General features: G+C 59.5%; 14 protein-coding genes. 7 read left to right on the forward strand and 7 right to left on the reverse strand.

The annotated features are described in order from the left end of the window. Positions 1-193 precede the first annotated feature (193 nt). Positions 194-1,345 (forward strand): glycosyltransferase, encoded by a 1,152-nt coding sequence (locus AC0L16_RS21045; RefSeq protein WP_473622994.1) that lies wholly within the window; start codon positions 194-196, stop codon positions 1,343-1,345. A gap of 152 nt (positions 1,346-1,497) precedes the next feature. Here the strand turns inward: AC0L16_RS21045 and AC0L16_RS21050 are convergent, their stop codons facing one another. Then, positions 1,498-2,865, reverse strand: coding sequence for an exopolysaccharide biosynthesis polyprenyl glycosylphosphotransferase (locus tag AC0L16_RS21050; protein ID WP_473622995.1), 1,368 nt, complete (start codon positions 2,863-2,865; stop codon positions 1,498-1,500). Positions 2,866-3,250: 385 nt separating this feature from the next. Between AC0L16_RS21050 and AC0L16_RS21055 the strand changes: the two genes are divergently transcribed. The 3 genes from AC0L16_RS21055 (at position 3,251) to AC0L16_RS21065 (ending at position 5,202) form a co-directional block, all read left to right on the forward strand. Then, the gene (locus AC0L16_RS21055; protein WP_473622996.1) at positions 3,251-3,973 is read left to right on the forward strand and encodes a Crp/Fnr family transcriptional regulator; all 723 of its coding nucleotides are present in this window, start codon (positions 3,251-3,253) and stop codon (positions 3,971-3,973) included. A gap of 524 nt (positions 3,974-4,497) precedes the next feature. Beyond that, a complete protein-coding gene (locus AC0L16_RS21060) occupies positions 4,498-4,791 on the forward strand; it encodes a hypothetical protein (RefSeq protein WP_473622998.1) in 294 nt (97 codons plus the stop codon). 252 nt (positions 4,792-5,043) lie between these two features. Beyond that, positions 5,044-5,202 (forward strand): hypothetical protein, encoded by a 159-nt coding sequence (locus tag AC0L16_RS21065; protein ID WP_473622999.1) that lies wholly within the window; start codon positions 5,044-5,046, stop codon positions 5,200-5,202. 89 nt (positions 5,203-5,291) lie between these two features. Here AC0L16_RS21065 and AC0L16_RS21070 read toward each other — a convergent pair whose 3' ends face one another. Continuing rightward, entirely contained in the window at positions 5,292-7,442 is a 2,151-nt protein-coding gene (locus AC0L16_RS21070) for a GDSL-type esterase/lipase family protein (protein ID WP_473623000.1), read from the reverse strand. 722 nt (positions 7,443-8,164) lie between these two features. On the opposite strand from AC0L16_RS21070, the gene AC0L16_RS21075 reads away from it, so the two are divergent. Both AC0L16_RS21075 and AC0L16_RS21080 read left to right on the forward strand, forming a co-directional pair. Next, the gene (locus AC0L16_RS21075; RefSeq protein ID WP_473623002.1) at positions 8,165-9,886 is read left to right on the forward strand and encodes a hypothetical protein; all 1,722 of its coding nucleotides are present in this window, start codon (positions 8,165-8,167) and stop codon (positions 9,884-9,886) included. Between the two features lie 428 nt (positions 9,887-10,314). After that, the gene (locus AC0L16_RS21080) at positions 10,315-11,415 is read left to right on the forward strand and encodes an SGNH/GDSL hydrolase family protein (protein WP_473623003.1); all 1,101 of its coding nucleotides are present in this window, start codon (positions 10,315-10,317) and stop codon (positions 11,413-11,415) included. A gap of 62 nt (positions 11,416-11,477) precedes the next feature. On the opposite strand, the gene AC0L16_RS21085 is transcribed toward AC0L16_RS21080, so the two are convergent. Next, positions 11,478-12,518, reverse strand: coding sequence for an EscU/YscU/HrcU family type III secretion system export apparatus switch protein (locus tag AC0L16_RS21085; protein ID WP_473623004.1), 1,041 nt, complete (start codon positions 12,516-12,518; stop codon positions 11,478-11,480). 84 nt (positions 12,519-12,602) lie between these two features. On the opposite strand from AC0L16_RS21085, the gene AC0L16_RS21090 reads away from it, so the two are divergent. After that, the gene (locus AC0L16_RS21090; protein ID WP_473623006.1) at positions 12,603-13,406 is read left to right on the forward strand and encodes a tetratricopeptide repeat protein; all 804 of its coding nucleotides are present in this window, start codon (positions 12,603-12,605) and stop codon (positions 13,404-13,406) included. A 94-nt stretch (positions 13,407-13,500) separates the two neighbouring features. Here AC0L16_RS21090 and AC0L16_RS21095 read toward each other — a convergent pair whose 3' ends face one another. From AC0L16_RS21095 to AC0L16_RS21110, 4 genes are read right to left on the reverse strand one after another with little or no spacing between them, the layout of a single operon-like run. Then, a complete protein-coding gene (locus AC0L16_RS21095; RefSeq protein ID WP_473623007.1) occupies positions 13,501-13,947 on the reverse strand; it encodes a hypothetical protein in 447 nt (148 codons plus the stop codon). Positions 13,948-13,960: 13 nt separating this feature from the next. Further along, positions 13,961-15,310 (reverse strand): type II and III secretion system protein family protein, encoded by a 1,350-nt coding sequence (locus AC0L16_RS21100; RefSeq protein ID WP_473623008.1) that lies wholly within the window; start codon positions 15,308-15,310, stop codon positions 13,961-13,963. A 57-nt stretch (positions 15,311-15,367) separates the two neighbouring features. Beyond that, entirely contained in the window at positions 15,368-17,533 is a 2,166-nt protein-coding gene (gene sctV / locus AC0L16_RS21105; protein ID WP_473623010.1) for a type III secretion system export apparatus subunit SctV, read from the reverse strand. Continuing rightward, positions 17,530-17,841 carry a tetratricopeptide repeat protein gene (locus AC0L16_RS21110; RefSeq protein ID WP_473623011.1) on the reverse strand — a complete coding sequence of 104 codons (312 nt, stop codon included), beginning with the start codon at positions 17,839-17,841 and terminating at the stop codon, positions 17,530-17,532. The genes sctV and AC0L16_RS21110 overlap by 4 nt, the downstream gene beginning before the upstream one ends. Positions 17,842-17,856: the final 15 nt, after the last annotated feature.

Raw genomic sequence — 17,856 nt, forward strand, 5'->3', positions numbered from 1 at the left:
TTCGCGAAAAAGGGCGACGATCGATTTTGGTGAGGCAACCGGAGAGTGGTACTATCACAACTCACGGTGCCACCACGGCGGGGCGCTTTTGTCGTTCGACTTGGGTGCGTCTGCCCGGGCCGTGGTCTCCGAATTTGCGGCTCAGAGGCGAAGAACCAGACCAGCCGCGACGCGTGAAAGAAAGGCTTTGTGGATGCGGCTTCTCTATATACATTCTGCGCGCGTCCCGGCGCCGGCCGCCAATGCGGTACAAGTCGCAAAGATGTGCCATGCATTTCGGGTTGCCGGAGCGGAGGTCCTGCTAGCGCTTCCACGCGCCTCCATGAATACACGGGATCATTATGAGAAGATCGCGCGCGAATACGGATTCGGAACCGAGTTCCCATTCCGCGTTCTCCCTATACCCTTTTGGCCTGTGCCTGGCCGGGAGCTTTTTTTTGCTGTGTTGGCGCTTCTTGCTGCGGTCTGGCCGCGGCCGCATGTCGTCTTTACACGCTCGGCTACTGTAGCGCTTGTTTCTGCCGGACTTTTCGGGTTCACGACCGTTTTTGAGCTTCACGACCCGATTGGCAGTTTGAGCAGACGTCAGCGTCAGCGCCTTGCCAAAGTGATAGGCCTAGATGCATTCCGTATGCTGGTCGTCACGTCGCAACGTCTGCGGGACGACAGCATCCGCCTCTTTCCTCAACATGCGGGAAAAATTCTCATCGCGCCCAATGGCGCGGATCCTGTTCCGCCGAATGTCGAGCCATGCAGCCTCAGCGGCACGTTCAAGGTTGGTTATGTCGGACATCTGTATAAGGGAAAAGGCATGGAGATAATAAGCGCTATTGCGCCTCGATGCGGCTGGGCGACATTTCACATCGTCGGGGGAACACCAGGCGATATAGAGTATTGGACATCGAAACTGGCCAAATGCCCGAACACAGTGTTTCATGGCTACGTTCCTCACGCCGCGACATGTGCCTACTTGGCCGAAATGGACGTTGTACTCGCGCCCTATCTTAGAGATGTAGAGGGCCAGGGCGGCGGTCGAAATATCGCTGAGGGAATGTCGCCGCTCAAGCTCTTCGAATATATGGCGCATGGCAAACCCATAGTGTCCTCCGACCTGTCAGTTATCCGAGAAGTTTTGAGGGACAGCGTCAACAGCGTTCTGGTGTCGCCAGACAACCCGTCCGACTGGGTCAAAGCTCTTCAGCGCCTGCGCGAAAACAACGCGCTTCGGGATCAGATTGGTCAGCAGGCGAAGGCAGACTTTCTGTCCAGATACAGCCGCATCGCACGCGCAACAAACATTCTAGAGGAAATCAAGAGCCGGATGCCGTCGAGCGGAAGCTCATAGGACTGCACAATTTCTCTTGTTGAAGACGGCTGCGCCGCCAACCGGCGACTGAACCGGCGCGAACCAGATTGTGAATCAAAATTATCCGTTCAATCGGTCGGAGGATGAACTACATATATCCATTTAGCTTCCCGAGAAGCTGGCTATATACATCAATAGACATTACGATCCGAGAAGATCAGTAGAGCAGTTTTCCAAATTATCTTAACGTCGAGAAGCATGCTCCAGGATTTTATATACCAGAGGTCGTGCTCAACGCGTTTTTCCATCCTCCAGAGTTCCTTCGTTTCCCCTCGAAAGCCATTGATCTGAGCCCAGCCTGTCAAACCGGGTTTTACATGATGACGATAAGCATAGCTCGCAATGATCACACTATAGGTATCGTCATGAGCGACGGCGTGAGGTCGGGGCCCGACCAGGGACATCTCCCCCCGAAGCACGTTGACTAATTGCGGCAGCTCGTCGATGTTTGACCTGCGCAATATTCGGCCAAGTCGGGTAACCCGCGCATCATTGCGCTGAGCCTGGCGAATTTGTGTACCGTTCTCCTGCACCGTCATCGTTCGGAATTTGTAAATATTGAACGGCTTACCACCAAAACCTCGTCGCATCTGCCGGAACAGCACAGGGCGACCGTTCTCGAGCGCTATGGCAAATGCGACCAAGACCATCAACGGACACAGGAACAGCAGTAGCAGGGATGCAACAGCAATATCGAACATCCGCTTGAGCAGGCGTTCGTCAGGCCTCAACGGCACACGCTGGACTTCGAAGGCTCGCTGCCAGCCGGTGTGCAGCGGGCATCCAGCCAGAATTCTATCTATGTAGGCGTCGGCGAAAAGATAGATCGGCAGCGGGAGGCGGGACATTTCCTCCAGGATGCGTTCGATCAACTTCCGCTGGTCCCAAGAGCAAAAGAGATAAACTGCCCCATACGAGCCGCTACGGAACGCACCCTGTGCAGCTGCGACGGCGGAATGCACCGATCGTGCTGCGGTCGTGTCATCATGGTTCTCGATGTTCGAAACACCACAAACCGCGATGCCCTGTTGCCCAAGCTTGGCAATTATCCCCTGTTCCTTTCCAGGAACGCCAGAGTAAAATAGATAAACTGTGCGCAACACGAGTTTCTCAGCCGCCAGAAGCCGTTTCAGCCCGCGCGCTAGAACCGCGTGGCCAGGCAGCAGGATTGGGAATCCGACGGCAAACGCCAGCGTCAAGGACCCGCGCGAGAACGTCGACGTCGTCTTCGTGAGAAAGGCGAGCCAGAGAATTGAAAAGAAAACAAACAGCCAGCCGCTGAAGAGTGTTTTGATCCTGCAGTGATCGTCCAGGATGCCACTAACCGTGTAGGCGCCCCTGGCGGTCATGAATGCGACCAGCAACAGGCCGGCAGTAACACTTAGGCAGATCGAATCCCAGATATCTGGCGGGCTCACGCCGAAGGCCCGATGGTAGAGCTCAATTGACGCAAGAAATATTGTCTGTCCAAGGAGGAAATCAGCAGTTGCGAGAAACACGCAAACTGCTCCCACGGGGAGCCGTAGCGGCTCTACGCTCCGCTTCCAGAGCGCACGCGACGCCTCGGTTGGTGCATGCCGCATGAGACGACCCCCCGAATCTTGTTGCATCCCTTCTCCTCTTTGGGTCATGGCACGCCATCCCAAAAGGAGGGGGTTATCCCAACGGCTCCCAGTCGGTTAGATGATTTAAATGTCTCAGAGAGATGTCGCTGTTACCCCGGGCACAGACGAGTCGCTATTTTATCGTATCCTAATGTGTTAATGTTTTCTGTCTTGACGCGTTTGCGCGAGAACGGACTGGAGGTCGTTCGTTCAAAGAGGTGGTCAAGGCAACGCTTTAGGGGGCCGGGGCGCTTACCCTATCAGGGAGGGAGAGGGAGCCATGGCAGAGAATGGCGCTGAGGTTCGAGTCAAGCAGCTGAACAAAATACGCTTATTTCGGCAATTTGGGCAAGATACTCTTAGTGAAATGGCGAAAGCAGCCATCCTAAGGAGGGTTCCAAAGAATAAAGTCTTAACTCACCTTGGGGACATACCGCGTTATATTTACTACATAATTCACGGAAAAGTTCGTCTTAGTGTTCCTCTCTCAGACGGCCGAGAATTCATCTATTCCGATCTCGGTCCCGGTGACACTTTCGACTTGACTAGATTGTTCATCGCGCGACACAGTAACATGAACGCTGCGTCAGTCGTGGACAGCGACTTGCTCCAAATCGAAGCAGCTTTCATGGCTAGCGTCTTCGACAAGCACCCGGATCTCGCACTGAAGGTGATCCCGTACTTATGCCAAGCAACGCACGACGCGCAAGAGCGAGTGATCCACAGTGCGTCCAATGCCCTATCCATTCGATTGGCGAGCACGCTCTTGCGATTGACTGAGACCCCGCACAGCACGGCTACCGTGAATGGAGCTCTGAGCATCCACATTTCGCAGACCGACCTCGCGGCAATGATCCCGGCGTCTCGAGCGAAAGTGAATCGTTGCCTGAGAGAATGGGAACGGCGGGATCTGACCCAATACGACCACGGCTCGCTGACAATTCTCAATCGCACCGCATTAGAGTCTGTTGCTCTTGGCTACTCGCGTTTGATCGTTCAATGATGCCTTCCCGTGTGCTCGGCATCTCCACGCCATCCTCCGGGAAGATAATGAACCGGAAGTGGTGCCGGTCGTGCGCGGATCGCTCGGTAGAGTCCTTTACGTCGGCGTCGTAGGTCGCCGCACCGGACACTGCCGGCGAGATGGCAACGCACTCGCGCAGCCCCGAGCATCCCCACGGACCCTCGGCTCACGGTGGAATTGGAGCACCGCCAGACCGGCCGGCGCAACCTCCTGACCCAGATGCGGCTCGGCAGCTTGCGAAATGAAGCAGCTAAGCGTCGGCTGTTTGCCCAAGCGGTCAGCTTGCCGCTGGAACGCGTCGCGAAAAAATTATGGCTCGGCGTGAGGAGCCGCCTGGCCAGCTACCGCGAGCGACCGGTAATCGGCGGCGCTTTTTTGTACCGCCCGAGATTGTCCAATGGCACGCACCAGGGCACCGCCTCTTTGGTGCGCGCGGTGCGACTTGCTGTTGGGGAATCCGGGACTATTATCGGCTCCGCCCAGGTACATCACGTCGGTGGAAAATGGATCTGCAAGTCTTCAGAGATTCGATCGCGAAATCACAGCCGCCCGCCGGCTTGAATCCTGCCCTGCAGGCGCTGTGGTGGGATGCGAAGGGCGATTGGGACAAGGCACACGAGCGCGCACAGGTGCGCGACGATACGGCTTGTATGCGCGTGCATGCCTACCTGCATCGCAAGGAAGGCGATCAATCGAATGCGGAATATTGGTATCGTCGCTGCGACGCCGCGGCGTCGACCTTGACGCTTGAAGAGGAATGGCAAGAGTTGGCGCGGGAAATTTTGCGGCAAAGCTGACGCCTTCCGCATGCCAGGTCTGGTTTTGGCCGCGATCCGTCGTCGTATCCACGTTTTCCCACGACGCTACCGCCTATCGACGATTCTGGGTTTGCAAGCCTAGGCGAGGGCAGGGGCTACACTAGCTCCTGACTTTGATCAGCAAGCGGCACGGCGAGCTCGCCATCTGCAACTCGGCCGCCGCAGTGGCGCGAAAAGGATATTTGGACCGCTCGCTGTGCAAATTGAAACGCGCGATGTGAGGAGTTCGCCATGTTTCGTACGATTGCGTCGGCGCTGTTCGCCGCACTGCTCTGCACGGTGGCCTCGCGTGCCGCCTCGGAGAAGGTCAACGGGCGCTCCGGCGAGGTATGGGGCGCGGAGTCCGGTACCGACCGCCTTGTCTTGATCGAGACTGAAACGGACAAATAAAGCAAAAGAGGTCGAGGCAACGACGAAGTGCAATTGCGGAGACCGCATGTCAGCGACTGTCTTTTGACATCGCGTAGGGAGATGCCGCTCTACACGAAGAGAAAATCGCTGTTCGAGATGCTTGCGACGAGAACACCGTTTAGTGAAAGCATGTCACTGTCGGAGAAGACAACCAACGTGTCGCTCCCGACCTGCCGGAGTTCGCTGTAGTTTTGGTATCCTGAAATCTCCAGGAGATCGTCGCCGGAAAGGTCGAAGTCGGTGATGGTGTCGTGGCCATGGCCGGCGGCGAAGACGAAGCTGTCGTTTCCCGTTCCGCCGGTGAGGATATCGGTGCCAAGACCACCGACGAGCCGGTCCGACCCGCCCCGGCCGTCCAGCCGATCTGCGCCGCCGAGGCCTTCGAGCGTGTTCGCTGCGCCGTTGCCCACCATGGTGTTGGCGAGCCCGTTGCCTTTTCCCGCCAGATTGGCAGCCGACCTCAGGAAGAGGTTTTCGACGTTGTCGGCCAGGGTCCAGTTTACATAGGCGTGCGTCTCGTCGAAGCCGCCATTGGTCTCCTCGATGGTTTTGTCACCGGCATTGTCGACATGGAAGACGTCATCACCCGCGCCGCCGACAAGCGTGTCGGCGCCCGCTTTTCCGTTCAAGACGTCGCTGCCGTCCATTCCATAAATGACGTCCGCACCGGAACCGCCGGTAAGCGTATTGTTGCCGTTGTCGCCTACGATTGACCCCGGCGGCGGCTCGTTGGGTGGATCAATCCAGACGAAATCCGAACTGCTCAAGGACGCGCTGGTCACGTCTTTGAGGAGAACAGTGTCACTGTCGGAGAAGACGACCAGCGTGTCGCTCCCGACCTGCCGGAGTTCGCTATATCCTTGGTATCCTGAGATCTCCAGGAGATCATCGCCGGAAAGGTCGAAGTCGGTGACGGTGTCGTGGCCATGGCCGGCGGCGAAGACGAAGCTGTCGTTTCCCGTTCCACCGATGAGGATATCGGCGCCAAGACCACCGCCGAGCCTGTCCGACCCGCCTCGGCCGTCCAGCCGATCGTCGCCGCCGAGGCCTTCGAGCGTGTTCGCTGCGCCGTTGCCCACCATGGTGTTGGCGAGCCCGTTGCCTTTTGCCGCCAGGTTGGCAGCCGACCTCAGGAAGAGGTTATCGACGTTTTCGGCCAGGGTCCAGTTTGTATAAGCATGCGTCTCGTCGACGCCGCCATTGGTCGCCTCGATGGTTTTGTCACCGGCATTGTCGACATAGTAGACGTCATTACCCGTGCCGCCGACAAGCGTGTCGGCGCCGACCCCGCCGATGAGTTGGTCGGAGCCGCCGCGGCCCTCCAGCAAATCATCGCCAGCCAGCCCATCCAGCACATTGGCTCCCTCGTTTCCGCCGAGTTGGTCGGCAAAGGAAGAGCCTGTAAGATTTTCGATGCTGGTGAAGGTATCGCGGTCGCTTCCGATACCGGTCCCGTCCAGGCCGAGATGCTGTTCCAAGGCGTCGATCCAATGTGAGGCGATTTTTGCATAGCCCCCGGCAGTCGGATGCAGCCCGCTATCAAGCGGCGGCGCGGTGATATCATCTGGTGTCAGATCACGCATATCGACAAAGACGACCTTATGCCCCTGGGCGGCCAGTTCAGAGATCAGACCGGGCATTGCATCATTATAAGCATCGACACGGTCGGCACGCGCTTGTGACTGTTGGCCGACGCGAACGGGAGGCAAGGATCCGACGAAGACAGTCAAGGCGGGATCGCTCGAACTCAAGCTGAGCAACAGGGTGCGCAGATCCTGCAGCATCGTTGGCACGCTATCGGTCGAGCTGTCATTTGTTCCGGCGATCAGCAGCACGGCGTCGGGTTTCGTAGCTGCCACAACACCGTTGTCGATGCCGTTCAGCTGATTGAGCGTCCAGTTGCGGTGACCCTCGTGATCCCGATCGCCCATGCTGGCGGGTCCGTTGGACGAGGAACCGACGAAGTCGATCTTCACATTGAGTGCCGCCAACTGTTCCAGCATGAACTTCCGATATCCGCCGCTTTCGGTATCGGAAGAGCTCGCAATCACTCCATAGGTAATGGAATCGCCCAGCGGCAGTATCGACAGCAACTTGTAAGCACGGCCGGAAGCCAAATCGGCGATGACTCCACGGGACGAAGCGCCGTAACTTACGGCGTCGCTAGCGGCTCCGCCGACGAAAGCGTCCGGACGGCTGCTATCGTAGAACACCGTCATGGTATTTTCTCCACCTGGCCAAGCTTCTCGCGGTTGCCGGCGTAACTGTCCTCGTCCCGGATATTGCTGTTTGCGCGGCGTTCGAGCTGCCGATCATCCGCGTTATGGCGCCCCATTCGAGGACGGGAACGCGAGCTTTCTTCCGTCTGGCGAACTGCTGCTGGAAAAAGGCTGAACCGAAGCCAGCGCCGATCACGACGATACTATCGTCGGCGACCTGATGGGCGGGGGTGTCGAGTACCATTGTCCATGGCCTCTTCAGCCACTGACCCTGCACCTGGCGCCGATGCGATCGGTTTCCTGCAGGTCAGCGAGACAAATTCAATGTTGCATCGCACTCTTAGGCACTGCAACATAATATTTGCCACTACTTTGGGTAGTTAGGCAACATTTTTCTGAGCCTCCGATGCCTGGCTCGACACCGGGCATGGTGACGAGGGTTGGGCGATCGGTGTCGCTGTTATCGGACCTATATTGCGACAGATCGGCAATTTAGCACGGGCTTTAACGACAATTGGCGCAAATTGCGCGCGCGCATTGAGCCAGGGCATCTTAAAAAAAGTTCGTCGTTGCCTGTACGTTTAGGTTGGAGTACGCGTCCTGTTGCAGTGCAGCAATATCCCGGTGATAATGTGCGGCCGCGAGGGCTCATCTCCCCAGATAGGTGAGCACCGAAAACCGAATAGGTGAGGCGAAACTCCGGAAGACGGGAGAAGCATGGGATGAGCATCGGAGCGGGCAGCGCCCGGCGTTGGCCGTCAGTCGGTATCAAGCGTTCATTCGTCGAGCGCTGTGTTCTTGCAGCCCTACTTTTTTTCCCGTTCCTGTGCGGGCTCGTTCCGATCCTGTTGTACGAGAAGGCGGCATCCCGCGTGGCGTGGCACGATCCTGCCCTCGCCACGGCCAGCGCCATCGGGTTGGCCCTGCTTTGCTGCCTTTTTGCATTCGTGCGCTATCCCGCCGAGGCGCGGGCTGCGCGAATTGTCGTCGTCGGCCTTGCGATAACGCTGGGCCTCTTCAGCTTCGGGCTTGGAGACGAACTCGGCATTGCCGACGCAGCTCACGCCGACGCGTTGGGCAATGTACTCATCTATTCTCGCCTGATCGCGCTAGCGGCGGCCGTTTTTTCGATCCTGCGGCCATCCTTCGCCATTTTCCCGATGGTCTATTTCGCCTTCCACAAGGATGTCACACGGGCAGTTTCCGGTGCTGCGGAACTGGGCCGCAACGACTATGCGCCGTTGATTGAGGTCGGTCTCTTCCTGGCCTGTGGCCTGTTGGCCCTTGGCCTGCTGCAGAGTTTGAGCCGGCTGAAGCTCTTCACCAGGAACCTGGCCAGCCTTAACGAACTCGGAACCAGGGAGTTCGCGGCCCAAGCTGCCGGCATACTGCTGCTTGCCGGGATCGGCGCCCATTTTGGCAACTACTTCATGTCCGGGATGGCCAAGGTCACGCTTGACGGAGGGCCGATGAGCTGGGTCCTCGAGAACCCGACCAGTTCCATCATGCTGGCCGGGTACGGCTTAGGCGCGGCCCCGTTGGGCTTTTCCGAATCGCTGCTCGCTCATGCTTATGAAGCAGTCAGGGCGGTCGAGATTCCGATGAATGTCGTTATCCTTGCCGCGCAGCTTCTATGCTTTCTCGCTTTTTTGCGCCGGCGGTGGCTCATCGGACTGACCGCATTCTTCGATATCATGCATATCGGGATCTTCCTTCTGAGCGGCGCGCTTTTTCTGCACTGGATCATCTTGAACAGTCTGATCGTCGCGGCTCTGACGAGAACGAAGGAAAATTCGTTTTCCAAAATTGCCATCGCAACCGGGATTGTTGTCACCATATTCGGCGACGCGGTCTTTTATAACGCGCGGCTCGGCTGGTACGATTCAAGGCAAATCCGGCAAGCATATTTCGAGGCGCTAACGAAACAAGGTGACTGGGTGCGGGTCGCACCGAGCTTTTTCCGCGACGCCTCCTATCTGCTCTATGCCCGTCACTTCGGCTATCAGGAATATCGTCGTGAATCCGGCCACGTTCCGACCTCAGCCTGGGGCCAGATCGGGGTCAGGAAGGTGCGGCCAAAGTCGTCGGACGTTGCCTCGTCCAACTACGAGATCATGAAGCTTACCCGGGAGTGCGCCTATCCAGTCGAACTGCCAATCACGCCGCCTGACTACGATGCGGCCCGCCCGGCGCCGTTTATTCTTGGACAGCACAATCGCGCCGCGAACCTGGCGAACTCGTCTGTTGCGCTCGGTTACAACTTCTATCCACACCATCATTATTCCATGCCGTTCCTGCACCGCGCTTTTGAGGCACTGGAGCCTCGCGACATCGTGGCGTATCGATACCTGGTCGATACCGTCTGCCTCGATGTCGCAGACGGCAAGGTCGTGCGGCGGGTCATGACCCAGACATTGGGGCCCAGGATCGATGTCCGCCCGTGATCCGGCGAGGGCGCAGCGGACGTTTCAGCACGCGAGTTTGACGATAAGGCAGCACCAGTTTCCGCTCGCAATCCTTGCCACTGACGCTGGTCCAAGATTGCCACGGAAGTTGAATTTCTTTCCCTGGCCAGCCCGTCATAATAAGGCCGGCGGCGGCATTACCAGCATGTCTCGAGGAGGAGATAAGAATGCGGCTCAACAGGCCTTTGGTTTTTACGGATAAGGTTTCATCGGCGCTTTCTGCCGCAGCAGGGAGGAGACGGCGTCTGCGTCATATCCTGATATGTTCAACTGTGGCGGCCGGTTCGGCGATCGCAGGTTTTTCGGCACAAGGCGCCGAAAAGGGAGACTGGATCACCACTTGGGCTGCCACACCTGCTCCGCGCTGGTCCGATGATCTTCCTGCGCCTTTCGGAGTGCCGGAGGTATTGGAGAACCAGACCGTCCGCCAGGTCGCCCGCATCAGCGTTGGCGGCAATAGCGTGCGGGTCGTGCTGTCGAATGTTTTCGGCGAAAAGCCGCTGACCATCGGCGCCGGCAGCGTCGCAATAGCAGGCAAGGACGGCAAGGTCGATCAGGCGACCCTGAAGCCGCTAAGCTGGGGCGGCAAGAGTTCTGTGGTCGTTCCGCCGGGAGCTCCGATCCTCAGCGACCCCGTCGCTCTCCCGGCAGAAGCGCTTTCCGAAATCTCGGTCAGCATCTTCCTGCCGAAGAAGACGGCGCTGTCGTCGGTGCATTGGGACGGCGTGCAAACCGCCTACATCTCCGGCCCGGGCAATTTCACCAACGACGCAGCGTTCAAGGCTGACAGCACACTCAAATCGCGCCTTTTTCTGAGCGATATTTGGGTTGATGCCGCGCCGGAATCGCAGGCGGTCGTGTTTTTCGGCGATTCCATCACCGATGGGAATTGCTCGACTCCTGACGCCAACAATCGCTGGCCAGACCATATCGCCAAGCGATTGCAGGAGGCCAACCGCAAGGTCGCGGTGGTCAACGAAGCTTTTTCGGGCAATCGCGTGTTGACCGACGGTATGGGTGTCAATGCTCTGGCCCGTTTCGATTCCGATATACTGAGCCATCCCAAAGTCGCGACCGTCGTCCTGATGATGGGCATCAACGATATCGGCTGGCCCGGCGAAAATGCAATCACGCCGGACGACAAGGAACCGACGGCGCAAGACATCATCACCGGATACAAACAGCTCATCGACCGCGCCCACGCCCATGGCATACGCATTGTGGGCGCGACGCTGATCCCCTTCGCCGAAACCTTCAAAGGACTTCCCACCGAGGGTTACTACACGTCAGAGAAGGAAAAGGTACGCGTCGCGGTGAACGAATGGATCCGCACCGGCGGCGGCTTCGACGGCGTGATCGACTTCGACAAGGTGATGGAAGACCCGGCCAAGCCGGGATACCTGCGCGACGACTACGACTGCGGCGACAACCTCCACCCCAACGACGCGGGATACAAGGCAATGGCAGACGCGGTCGATCTCGACGTCCTGTTGGGTCCAGCCAAGTAGCCGGCTGTCGCTGACCTTGCCGCGCTGCTCAGGCATTGCGGCAAGGTCGGTTCGCGCATGGCTCAAGTGAGCCCGAGCCGGACAAGATGGCGTACGACCGGTGAGAACATCTCCTGACCGATGTAAGCTCCGGTGTGCGTATTTTCGAAGAGTGGGCCGGCGACGGCCGCATCCTCGATCACCGGAATACCTGCCTGGCGTGCTTGAGCCGTCATCTCGTCAGCCGCTCGGCCCTGGCCCTTGCCGACGACCGTCGGCACCGGCGTTTCACCCCTGACGTAACGCAATGCCACTGAGCGGTCACCAGCCACGAAGACGATGACAGCGTTTTTCACGCCCAGCTTCGCAGGTTGCATCACGGCCTCACGCCGCTGTCGCTGCTGTTCATGTCGAATCAACGGATCGCCTTCGAGGTCCTTGTGTTCGCGTTTGTATTCAGTTGTCGTCATGCGCATGTCGCGCAGGAACAGCCAGCGCTGAATTGGGACATCGATCACGCCGATGACGACAAAGGCCAGGGCGGCGGCAATTCCAAGCGGTGTCAGCACCGCCTTGATAATTGGCTCCAGGCATGACGGAGCGCATCCCGGAGCATCGAAGAGCGGCTGCAGCCATGCGATCAAAAGGAATGCGAACAGGCCGGCCAGCAACACCACCTTGACCAGGCCTTTGGCGAACTCGATGACGTTGCGCAGTGACAGGATCTTCTGAAGACCCTTCGCCGGGTTTATGTGATCGAATTGCGGCTTGAGCGGCTCAAACGAGAAGACCGGCCCGAACGTTCCCAGCATGCCGAAGACCACGGCGAGAACGACGACGATTCCGACGAGCGGCAATGTGGCCAGCATCAGCAATGACAACGAATGGCGGATGGCCAGCAGGCTGACTTCAACGAACGAATCGCCCGGGGCGGTCACCGTCTGCACGAGTTCCGAAAGGTGCTCGACGAACATCGGCCAGGCAAAATAAAGATAGCCAAGCGCTGCGAAAAGCGTGAAGCCGGTGCCCAGGTCGCGGCTTTGCGAAACCTGGCCTTTGCGGCGAGCGTCGCGAAGCTTCTTGTCGGACGCCGGTAGTTTCTTTTCCTCAGCTTCTTCGGCCATGTTGCAATCTTATCGCACTGTTGTGGTTCCAGTCGGCCAAGGCCGTGTGTAAGGTGCGGCGGGCTTGAATACGGAGAGGTGGATATGCGGCTGCACGTCGTGTTCTTGCCCGTCGTCGCCATGTTGGCGGTGGCCGGTTGTCAGACGACCAAAACCGACACCGCGCAGGCAAAGGCACCGGGCCCGTCGTCGCAATCGGAGCGTCTGATCAAGCTTGCGGACGATATCCATGCGCAGGGAGACAGTGGCACCGCAATCGCGCTCTACCAGCGCGCCGCAGCGATGCCGGATGCCAAGCCGAGCGCCTTCGTCAAGGCGGGCGAGGCCTATATGCGGGCCGGCTATCCCGCCGAGGCGGCTAAAGCCTATCAGGCCGCGCTCGCAAAAGCGCCCAATGACGGAGGGGCAATGCTCGGGCTTGGCTCGGCGATGATGGAAACGGGCGATATCGATGCCGGCATGCGCGCGCTCGCGCAGGCCGCGCCGCTGGTCAATACCAGCAGCGCCTATAACAGGTTGGGCGTGGCGCAGACATTCGCCGGTCAGACCGGGCAGGCGCAGGTTACTTTTGCTCAGGCGTTGAAACTTGCGCCGGGGGATCTCGACGTCGAGAGCAACATGGCGTTGGCCGCGGCGCTCGAAGGCAATTCCACCACAGCACTGCCGCTGGTCCAGAAGATCTCCGCCGCACCCAACGCGCAGTTGCATCACAAGCGCAACGTCGTGGTGGTCTACGGACTGCTTGGCCAGGCCGATCAGGTCAGGGCCTCGCCACCGATCGGCCTGGCGACCAAGGAGGTGACTACCTTGCTTGCGCGTGCCAGAACCATCCGCTCGAAGGGCAGCACGCAGGCGAGGGCGAAAGCGCTCGGCTCTATCCTCGGCTAGAGCATCGGACCGGAAAGCGTAAAGCCGATTTGGGGCGAGCCCGACGCCAAAACAACCGGACAAAGTAGTGCTCCGCGGGCAAGGCCGCATCGGCTCACTCGACTGGGAGCGTTGTTTGCGGCGTCGGCGGCCCGCTATTGGCCCCGCCCATGGGCGCCTCTTCGCCATTGAGGTAGCGCCGGGCGGCATTTGCCGTCGGCGCGGCCGCCGCCGCCCCCATGCGCCGACCCTCGACGAGGTCACGCTGGCTTTCGGCCATGCGTTGAAGATTATAGGCGTTGGCGCAGCCGGGCGGCAGGTGGGAGCCGACGCCGGAGACGATCGTCAGACCGGTCGCAGCGGCAGAACGGTCGTCATCGGCCGGTTCGTTCAGACAGGCATTGGGAGCAAGCACGGAGCCGCCGACGCCCTTCTCGGAGCCGCCGGTGTCGGTCGACACATAGCTGTAGCCGGGAGAATAGTCCTGCGGCTGTTGCCGGTTCGCGCAGCCGGCCAGAAGCAGCACTGGAAGAACAGAGCACAAAGCGATGCGAAATGTCATGTCCGGTTCCCCGCTACTTGATGATCAGGCCCATCGCCGATGCGTCATTGGCGCGCTTCTTGTGGCGCTTGGCTGCCGGACGATCGAGCGGCGTGGCGAGGCTGTCGCGCACCGGCTCGACCAGGTAAGGCGTGATCAGGATCACCAGTTCCGTCTCTTCGCGCTGGAAGCGCTGTGACTGAAAAAGCGGGCCAAGCACCGGCACATCGCCGAGAACCGGAAATTTTTCCAGATTACGCGAGGTCCGCTGCTGGAAAAGACCGGCGATCGCAAAGGTCTGGCCGCTCGCCACTTCGACCGTGGTGTCAGCCCTGCGCACGACGAAACTCGGCATGGCAAAGCCATTGGCGCTGACCGAGCCTGCTTCCGACAAGGAACTGACTTCCGGCTGGACATGGAGCGCAATGCGATCGCGGCCGATCAGCGTAGGGGTGAACCCGAGGGAAACACCGAACGACTTGTATTGAACGGTAACGACGTCCGTTCCCTGCGGGATCGGAACCGGAATTTCGCCGCCGGCAAGAAAGCTCGCGGTCTGGCCGGTCATCGCTGTCAGGTTCGGTTCGGCCAGTATTTTGACGACGCCGTTGCGTTGCAGCGCTTCGATGAGAATGTCGAAGTTGATGCCATGCGTCTGGTCCATGCTCAAACCAAGATTGCCGGTGCCGGAGGGCACGCCATTGTCCTGGAACATGTTGAATTCAAAACCGCCGCTCCTGTACCCGACAGACCAGTCGACGCCGTAGGACTGCAACTCAGTGCGCGAGACTTCAGCGAAACGGACCCGGATGTTGACCTGCTGCGACCCCTGCACGGTCATGTTGTTCAGCGGCGGCTGTTCCGGCGGCGAGAACGTGCGGGCGATATCGTCGACATCCGTTGCCTCCTCGACGCCTTGTGCCTCGCCGGTCGCAACAATGCGGGTCCCGAAAATCGAGAGATTTGTCGCCGAGTTCGGCTGCATTGCGGCCATCGCTTCGTTGGCAGGCGTGACATCGGGGGTGACGCGGAACTGGGCCGTTGCCTCGATCCGTTCATCGGCTGTGATTGCAATGAGGTTGGTCAGGCCGGGCTTCAGGCCGAAGACATAGACCATCCCCGGCGACACGACCTGAAGGTCCGCGATCGTGGTGTCGGCGATCAGGACCGATTCAACGGGTTCATTGAAGCGCAGCAGGCGTCCTTGCCCGACCGGCAGGTCGACCGTTGGCCGGCTCGGCAATGGCGACACATCCTGTGCTGTCGCGTCGGCATGTGTGAATAAAAACGCCAGCAAGACGCCAACCGTCGCGATAGCGAGCCAGCGCATCCGCCCGGCGAAAATGGCGGATCGAACGCCTGCTGCGGTATCGTGAATTGTCATGCCGTTCCCCTGTTGAGCATGTAGTTCCCCCAATTGTCCCAATCCGCCCGGCTGGCATCATGAGGCTGCCTCTTGCCCGGCTTTCGCCTCAGCTGCTGATGGCAGCGACCGAGAGACGTTGCGTGCCACGCCCGAGCGGCCGGATATCGTGGCCAATGGCTGGACGTTGAATTCCTGTGCGAGTTCCCCGAAGGACAGAACCGGAAGTTCGATGGCATTGTGCGTGAGCAGGCTTCGCATGTGACGGCGTACATCCATCGCCGCCAGGACGACCGGTGAGACATCGGTGGCGTTCTGCGACAAGGCTCGTTCGATTTCGGCGATCAATGCCTGTGCATCGTCATCCGAAAGGTTCAGGAACGTGCCGGTCGATGTGTTTTGCACCGCGTTTCGCAGGATGTCCTCGGCCGAGCGCTGCAGAACATAGGCTGCGATGATGTTGCTGCGGCCAGCGAAGCGGAAGCTGATCTGGCGCTTCAAGGACGCGCGGATATATTCCGTAAGCAGAACGACGTCCTGCTCGCGTTGACCCCATTCGATCAGCGCTTCAAGGATCAGGCGCAGGTTGCGGATCGGCACGTTTTCGCCGACAAGTCGCCGAAGCACCTCCGCGATTTTCTGCAGCGGCACGATCTCTTGCGCCTGTCTGACCAGATCCGCATAGTCCGGCTCCATGTCCGACAGCAGCCTGCGGGTCTCCTGGATCCCGACGAAATGGCCGGCATAGAGCCGAAGTGCATTTCCGGTCCATTTGGCCGCTGCTTGCGCCGGCGTGGAGAAGACGAAGCCGGCTTCCTGCAACGCCGAAAGGTGGCGATCATCGACCCACATGAATTTGCGCTGACCGGCAATCGGAGAACTCTTTTCGTAAGTCACATCGAGCAGATCGAGATGGGTCGGGTCCGCTTCGACAAGAACGCGGTCGGCGGGGATTTCAGCATCCAGGATGGGTGCGCCCTCCAGATCGATGCGCATGCTTCTCGCTGAAAGCCTCTCGTCGACCTGCAGGCCGATAGCCGGAACGTCGACACCGAGATCGCCGAAAAGCTCGCGGCGCACGCCATCGGCGAGCGTGGCGAATTCGGGTTCCGGGACCGAGCGTCCGAGTTCGGTTCCGAAGCGTACGACGATGCGGGATGAAGAAGGCAGTGCTGCGACGGGCGTTGATGAAAGCGACGCCGGTTTTCCAGCTTGTTCGGCCATGGCGGTCTGGCCGATATCCCTAGATTCGGATTCCCGGGCGGTGCGGCGGTTGATGGCGTAGGCGCCCGCGCCGAAGCAGGCGCCAAGGATCAGGAACACAAGGGACGGAAAGCCCGGCACTACGGCAAGGCCGACCATGATCACCGCGGCGAGTCCGAGCGCACGGGAGTCGCGTAGGAGCTGGCTGGTTATTTGCTTGCCAAGGTCGCTCGTGCCGTCCGAGCTGCCGACGCGCGTCACCATCGTGCCGGCGGCCACGGCGACGAGCAGTGCCGGTATCTGCGCCACCAGCCCGTCACCCACCGTGAGCAGTGAGTAGGTCACTGCGGCGTCGCCCAGCGACATGTCGTGCTGCATCGTTCCGATCGCGAAACCACCGATCAGGTTGACCAGAATGATGACAATGCCGGCGATGACGTCGCCCTTGACGAATTTCATGGCGCCATCCATCGCGCCGAACAGCTGGCTTTCACGCTCAAGCTGCTGGCGCAGCCGGCGTGCCTCCGCCTGATCGATGTCTCCGTTGCGCAACTCCGCATCGATGCTCATCTGCTTGCCGGGCAGCGCATCAAGCGTGAAGCGCGCGGCAACTTCGGCCACGCGTTCCGCACCCCGCGCAACCACGATGAACTGCGCGACGGTGATGATCAGGAAGATGACGAGGCCCACGGCAATACTGCCGCCGACGACGAAACTCCCGAAGGCCGAAACGATCTCGCCTGCGTCGGCCTGCAGCAGGATCAGTCGCGTGGTCGTGATCGTGATCGCCAGCCGGAACAAGGTGGCGATGAGGATGACCGATGGCAGCGACGAGAACTGGAGCGGATGAGAAACGTAAAACGAAGCCAGCAGGATAAGCACGCTGACGGCGATATTGGCGGTGATGAGAATGTCGACGAGGAAGGTCGGCAATGGGATGAGCATCATCACCACTGCAACGAGCATCAGGATGGCAATGACCAGATCGCTGCGGCGTGACAGCTTGGCAAGGAAGTGCAGAAGGCGCTCCGATACGGTCATTCGGCGGCTCGATGCGATAGGAAGCTCCGCAAGGCATTGTGCGCCTCGGCCTTACGGCCGGCCGCAAGCAACGCGCGGCTCTTCAGCAACGCCAGTGTCGGGTGGTCCATTCCCTCCAGCGTCTCCAGCCTGGCAATCGTGGCAAGCGCCTTTTCCGCTTCGCCATCAAGTATGAGCAGATGCGCAAGCGTGCGAAGAACGCCGGCATTTCCCGGCGACAGCTGCGCCGCGATAAGCAAGTATGCCGCGCCCCGCTTTGGCTGCCCGTGACAGCCGTAGAGATAGCCCAGGACATGCAGCAGATGCACTGTTTCATGCGGATC

The sequence above is a fragment of the Mesorhizobium sp. WSM4848 genome, from assembly GCF_055811375.1.

What these genes read in the sequence shown, in the direction of transcription:
- AC0L16_RS21045 (WP_473622994.1), top strand. Translation starts at nt 194, where the DNA reads ATGCGGCTTCTCTATATACATTCTGCGCGCGTCCCGGCGCCGGCCGCC.
- AC0L16_RS21055 (WP_473622996.1), top strand. Translation starts at nt 3,251, where the DNA reads ATGGCAGAGAATGGCGCTGAGGTTCGAGTCAAGCAGCTGAACAAAATA.
- AC0L16_RS21060 (WP_473622998.1), top strand. Translation starts at nt 4,498, where the DNA reads ATGGATCTGCAAGTCTTCAGAGATTCGATCGCGAAATCACAGCCGCCC.
- AC0L16_RS21065 (WP_473622999.1), top strand. Translation starts at nt 5,044, where the DNA reads ATGTTTCGTACGATTGCGTCGGCGCTGTTCGCCGCACTGCTCTGCACG.
- AC0L16_RS21070 (WP_473623000.1), bottom strand. Translation starts at nt 7,442, where the DNA reads ATGACGGTGTTCTACGATAGCAGCCGTCCGGACGCTTTCGTCGGCGGA.
- AC0L16_RS21075 (WP_473623002.1), top strand. Translation starts at nt 8,165, where the DNA reads ATGAGCATCGGAGCGGGCAGCGCCCGGCGTTGGCCGTCAGTCGGTATC.
- AC0L16_RS21085 (WP_473623004.1), bottom strand. Translation starts at nt 12,518, where the DNA reads ATGGCCGAAGAAGCTGAGGAAAAGAAACTACCGGCGTCCGACAAGAAG.
- AC0L16_RS21090 (WP_473623006.1), top strand. Translation starts at nt 12,603, where the DNA reads ATGCGGCTGCACGTCGTGTTCTTGCCCGTCGTCGCCATGTTGGCGGTG.
- AC0L16_RS21095 (WP_473623007.1), bottom strand. Translation starts at nt 13,947, where the DNA reads ATGACATTTCGCATCGCTTTGTGCTCTGTTCTTCCAGTGCTGCTTCTG.
- AC0L16_RS21100 (WP_473623008.1), bottom strand. Translation starts at nt 15,310, where the DNA reads ATGACAATTCACGATACCGCAGCAGGCGTTCGATCCGCCATTTTCGCC.
- sctV (WP_473623010.1), bottom strand. Translation starts at nt 17,533, where the DNA reads ATGACCGTATCGGAGCGCCTTCTGCACTTCCTTGCCAAGCTGTCACGC.